Raw genomic sequence first — 4,343 nt, forward strand, 5'->3', positions numbered from 1 at the left:
GCAAGGTAGTTGGACCGAGCATGCACCCGCTCGTTGATCATTTGTCAGACAGGCCCTAGGACGGGAAGCCGCTGCTCTGCCAGGTCTCTCCGTCGGCGGTGACGGCCAGCGCCTCGTAGCCGTCCTGGGACTCGATCCAGGAGCGCGCCAGATCACCCATGGCGAAGGCGGCGGTGGCGAAGACATCGGCGCGGGTGAGATGAGGGCCGGTCACGGTGACGGACAACAGCCGGGAGGCCGGCAGGCCCGTGCGCGGATCGATGATCCGGCCGCTGCGCTCCGCCGATCCCGAGGTCGCGACGCCCAGATCGTGGCCGTGGACGACGGCTATGAGCTGGTCCCGGAGGACCGGATGGGCGATACCGATCCGCCAGTCCAGGCCCGGTGAGGTCTCGCCCCGGAGCTGGAGATCGCCTCCGGCGTCGATGTACGTGTTCCGTGCTCCGGCCGCGTACAGATCCTGCGAGACACGCTCCACCGACCATCCCGTGACCAGACCGGACGGATCGAGTCGGCCCTGCGGAGCAGCCGTGAAGAATCCCTCGGTGTCCCGTGTCGCCTCCTCGCAGAGCGCGAGGACCTCGCCCACCACGTCCGGGCACTGATCCACGGTCGTCTCACCGCGCGCGATCCGGCTGACGGCGCTGTCCTCGCGGAACGTGGAGAACAGCGCGTCCATCTCGTGCAGCCAGGCGATGCCCTGGGCAAGGGCCCGTCCCACCTCCTGGGTGACGGGATCATGGATGTCGAACGAGAACACCGTCCCCATCACATGCTCGAAGTGGCGCAGACCGGGATGGGGACTGTTTCTGCTCTGCGGGTCCTGTTGGGTGATCACCAGGGGTCCCTCTTTCGGAGGCGGACTGTCTGCCGGAGGCAGGACAACCACCTTCGCAAGACGCCCTCTGAGAACCTTCTGAACGCGGGCTGAACGCGGGCGGGCCCCGGCGGACACACGGCGGTCTCCGGCGACCGCACCGTCCGTGCGCCCCCCCGTACACCACCCTCGTACCGCCCGCGCGCCCGCGCGCCCACGACACACCGCGACACACCGATGACGCGGAGACGCGGAGCCCGTCCTGCCCGCGTCGGCGATCGCGGCGCGAGAAGCTGGACCGACCATGGAGAAAATGGAGAAACACGCCGAACACGCCGAACACGCCGATCACACCGCCTCTCCCGTCCTGAGCAGGCCCGACGGCGCCCCGGTGCGCGTCCTCGTCGTCGACGACGAGCCGGATCTGACCGAGGTCCTGTCCGGAGCGCTGCGCTACGAGCGATGGGAGGTACGGAGCGCGGGCGACGGCCGGTCGGCGGTCCGCGCCGCCCATACGTTCCGCCCCGACGCCGTCGTACTCGACTGGATGCTGCCCGACATGGACGGTCTCCGGGTCCTGCGCGAGCTGCGCGCCATACTGCCGGACGTCTGCGTACTCTTCCTCACCGCCCGTGACACCGTGGAGGACCGGATCGCGGGCATCACCGCGGGCGGTGACGACTATGTCACCAAGCCGTTCAGCCTGGAGGAGGTGCTCGCCCGGCTGCGCGGGCTGCTGCGCAGGGCCGGTATGGCCCGGGAGCCGGGCGGTGACCGGCTGGTGGTGGGCGAACTGGTGATGGACGAGGAGTCGCACGAGGTCACCAGGGCGGGCGTGGCGGTGGACCTGTCCCGTACCGAGTTCGAACTGCTGCGTTTCCTGATGCGCAACGCCCGCCGGGTCCTGTCCAAGGAGCAGATCCTGGACCGGGTCTGGTCGTACGACTTCGGCGGCCAGGCCCATGTCGTCGAGCTGTACATCAGCTATCTGCGCAAGAAGATCGACGCGGGCCGGACGCCGCTGATCCACACGGTGCGCGGGGTCGGTTACGTACTGAAGCCGGACGCGTGAGCGGCGTGAGCCGGGCGAGTGCCGCCGACCGCGCGGGACGGGCGCGAGATGCCACTCGGCATGCCATGAGAGCGCTGCGGAGGCTGCTGGGACGGCTGCCCGTGCCGCGCACTCTCCGGGCCCGGCTGACCACCGGACTCCTCCTGCTGCTCGCCCTCGCCTGTCTCGCGGTGGGCGTGATCACCGTACTGGCGCTCGAACGCTTTCTGATGGCCAGACTCGACCATCAGCTCGCCGTGGCCGACGGACGGTTCGCGGCGAGCCTGGAGGGCGCGGAACACGGGCAGGACGACGGGAACGCGAACGCCGACACCCGGGGCCAGGCGGAGGGCACCTTCGGCGCCCGGCTGCTGTTCGGCGTCGCCACCGAGGCGTCGCTGGTGCACGGTTATACGCATGTGCCCGTGCCGCTCAGCCGCGCGGACCGGGACACACTGGCCGCCGTACCGCCGGACGGCAAGGGACACAACATCACTCTCTCCTCCCTCGGCGCCTACCGGGTGGTCGCCGAGCCCGGCCACGAGGGCGACACGCTCCTGACCGGACTGCCGCTCAGACGTGTGACGGACACCGTGCACCGGCTGGAAGCGGTGGAGACGGCGGTGTTCGGAGCCGCGATCGTGGTCACCGGAGTGGCGGGCGCCTTCTGGGTACGGCTCTCCCTGCGCCCGCTCAGCCGTGTCGCCGCGACCGCCACCGAGGTGGCCCGTATGCCGCTGGCCAGCGGCGAGGTCGCCATGCCCGACCCGGTGCCCGACACCGACACCCGGACCGAGGTCGGCCAGGTCGGCGCCGCGCTCAACCGGATGCTCGGCCATGTCGGCGACGCGCTCTCCCGCCGTCATGCCATCGAGGAACGGCTGCGCCACTTCGCCGCCGACGCCAGCCATGAGCTGCGCACTCCGGTGGCGACCGTGCGCGCACACGCCGAACTGGCCCTGCGCCACCCGGAGTCCGTACCCGACGACGTACGGCACGCCCTGGAGCGCATCCAGTACGAGAGCGAACGGATGAGCGGTCTGGTCGAGGACCTGCTGCTGCTGGCACGCCTGGACGCGGGCCGGCCGCTGGTCCGGGACACCGTCGATCTCACCCGGCTCGCGCTCGACGCCATGAGTGACGCGCGCGCTGCCGCGCCGGAACACCACTGGCTGCTGGATCTGCCCAGCGAACCGGTGACCGTCACCGGCGAGGAACACCGTCTCTACCAGGTCGTCGCCAACCTCCTGGGCAACGCCCGTACGCACACACCGCCGGACACGACCGTGACTCTGCGCATCGCCGCCCAGGAGGACCACGCCGAACTGACCGTGAGCGACACCGGACCGGGCATCCCCGAGGAACTCCAGCCCGAGATCTTCCAGCGGTTCACCCGCGCCGACCGCGCCCGGTCCAGGACCACGGGAGAGGGAACCACGGGCGGTACGGGCCTCGGTCTGGCGATCGTCGCCGCGGTGGTCGCCGCCCATGGCGGCACGGTGGACGTGATCAGCCGCCCGGGCCATACGGTCTTCGCCGTACGGCTGCCTCTCGTCCGGACCGGGTGACCGTGACCGGCCCGGTGACCGTGACCGCGCCGTCCGGTCAGGAAACGTTCACCGGTCAGGAAACATTCAGGTGAACCCTGCCAGCGTGCTGCGTCATGACAGCAGACACATATCTGCCGGACGCCTCCACCCGGCGCCGCGAGCTGATGAACAAGGTTCCCGAAGTCACCCTCTACTTCTGGGGCATCAAGGTCCTGTGCACCACGGTCGGCGAGACCGCGGCCGACCTGCTCAACGCCAATCTCGGCCTCGGACTGACCAACACGTCCTTCATCATGGGCGCCCTGCTCGTGATCACACTGTTCTTCCAGTTCCGGGCGCGCGCCTATGTGCCGGGCCTGTACTGGCTCGCCGTCGTACTGATCAGCGTGGTCGGCACACTGGTCAGCGACAATCTCACCGACAACCTCGGAGTCCCGCTGGAGACCACGACGGCGGTCTTCGCGGTCGCCCTGGCCCTCACCTTCATCGGCTGGTACGCGTGCGAGCGCACGCTCTCCATCCACTCCATCCGCACCGGCCGGCGCGAGGGCTTCTACTGGCTGGCGATCCTCTTCACCTTCGCCCTCGGGACCGCCGCGGGCGATCTCACCGCCGAGCGGCTGAACCTCGGATACTGGCTCTCCGCCGTCATCTTCGCCGTTCTGATCGCCGCGGTGGCCGTCGCCCACCGCGCCCTCGATCTGAACGCCGTCTGGTCGTTCTGGATCGCCTATGTCCTTACCCGCCCGCTCGGCGCGTCCTTCGGCGACTATCTGTCCCAGGCGCGTGCGGACGGTGGACTCGGGCTCGGCACCGTGGGGACCAGCGCGCTGTTCCTGGCGGTGATCCTCGGCCTGGTCGTCTTTCTCACCCGGACCAGGAGGGATGTCGTACCGCCCGAGCCGCTCAGCCCGCGGGCAGAGTG

General features: G+C 69.8%; 4 protein-coding genes. 3 read left to right on the forward strand and 1 reads right to left on the reverse strand.

Going from position 1 to position 4,343, the window contains the following annotated elements:
* Positions 1-55 precede the first annotated feature (55 nt).
* On the reverse strand, positions 56-838 hold the full coding sequence (locus GA0115259_RS30320) for an FAD:protein FMN transferase (RefSeq protein ID WP_345941046.1): 783 nt from the start codon (positions 836-838) through the stop codon (positions 56-58).
* A 292-nt stretch (positions 839-1,130) separates the two neighbouring features.
* Here GA0115259_RS30320 and GA0115259_RS30325 point away from each other — a divergent pair, with 292 nt between their 5' ends.
* The 3 genes from GA0115259_RS30325 to GA0115259_RS30335 form a co-directional block, all read left to right on the forward strand.
* Positions 1,131-1,889 carry a response regulator transcription factor gene (locus tag GA0115259_RS30325; RefSeq protein ID WP_093602931.1) on the forward strand — a complete coding sequence of 253 codons (759 nt, stop codon included), beginning with the start codon at positions 1,131-1,133 and terminating at the stop codon, positions 1,887-1,889.
* 65 nt (positions 1,890-1,954) lie between these two features.
* Complete coding sequence (locus tag GA0115259_RS30330) at positions 1,955-3,436, forward strand: sensor histidine kinase (protein ID WP_093602933.1); 1,482 nt, start codon at positions 1,955-1,957, stop codon at positions 3,434-3,436.
* A gap of 95 nt (positions 3,437-3,531) precedes the next feature.
* Positions 3,532-4,343: COG4705 family protein (locus GA0115259_RS30335; protein WP_093602935.1), on the forward strand; the 812-nt coding region annotated here is incomplete at its 3' end.

The organism is Streptomyces sp. MnatMP-M17 (assembly GCF_900091995.1).
Taxonomy (GTDB): Bacteria; Actinomycetota; Actinomycetes; order Streptomycetales; family Streptomycetaceae; genus Streptomyces.

What these genes read in the sequence shown, in the direction of transcription:
- GA0115259_RS30325 (WP_093602931.1), top strand. Translation starts at nt 1,131, where the DNA reads ATGGAGAAACACGCCGAACACGCCGAACACGCCGATCACACCGCCTCT.
- GA0115259_RS30330 (WP_093602933.1), top strand. Translation starts at nt 1,955, where the DNA reads ATGAGAGCGCTGCGGAGGCTGCTGGGACGGCTGCCCGTGCCGCGCACT.